We start from the raw sequence: 644 nt of genomic DNA, 5'->3' as shown, positions 1-644 counted from the left end.
AGTTCTAATATTGTCTTCAATTATGGGCACACGACAATTCCTCGTCATTTGAGAGATATCGTAATTACCGAATATGGCGTTGCAGATCTGCGTGGTAAAACGGATGCTCAAGTGATGAAGGCAATGCTGAATATTACTGATTCACGCTTTCAAGAAAGTCTATTAGAACAAGCAAAGGCAGCGGGTAAGATCGAATCCAGTTATCAGATACCAGCAGAATTTCAGGCGAATACACCAGAGTCAATCAATCAGGTGATCGAGAATTATCGTCTGAACGGCTTGTTCCCAGCATTTCCACTGGGGACTGATTTTACGGAGCAAGAACTTCAAATTGGCGCCTGTTTGAAGCAGCTAAAAGCGCTTCAGAGCGACAAAATGAAAATGTTTAAAACACTCTTCAAAGCCTTTACTGATGGCGATCACTCAGAACAAGCAAAGCCTTTCTTGGAACGTATGGCCTTAGTAGAAACTAGTAGCAAGAAAGAAGAAGTAGAAAAGAAACTGCTTATTCATGAATTGCTTGAAGCTGGCTTAATTTCTTAGCTTTCTGACATTTGCAGTAGAGCTGTGCTGTTCACCCAACAGAACAGCCGATATGGCTAGTTGAGAACGGATACACAATTCAAAAGAATCATGGCATTATG

At 41.1% G+C, this 644-nt stretch carries 1 protein-coding gene; it reads left to right on the top strand.

Annotation, left to right across the window (positions count from 1 at the left end):
• Positions 1-543, top strand: a 543-nt coding sequence (locus A3738_RS22035) for an acetyl-CoA hydrolase/transferase C-terminal domain-containing protein (RefSeq protein ID WP_304440126.1), incomplete at its 5' end; no start/stop codon positions are given.
• Positions 544-644: the final 101 nt, after the last annotated feature.

This window comes from Oleiphilus sp. HI0066 (assembly GCF_001635725.1).
This window is presented reverse-complemented; position numbering and strand designations above follow the sequence as displayed.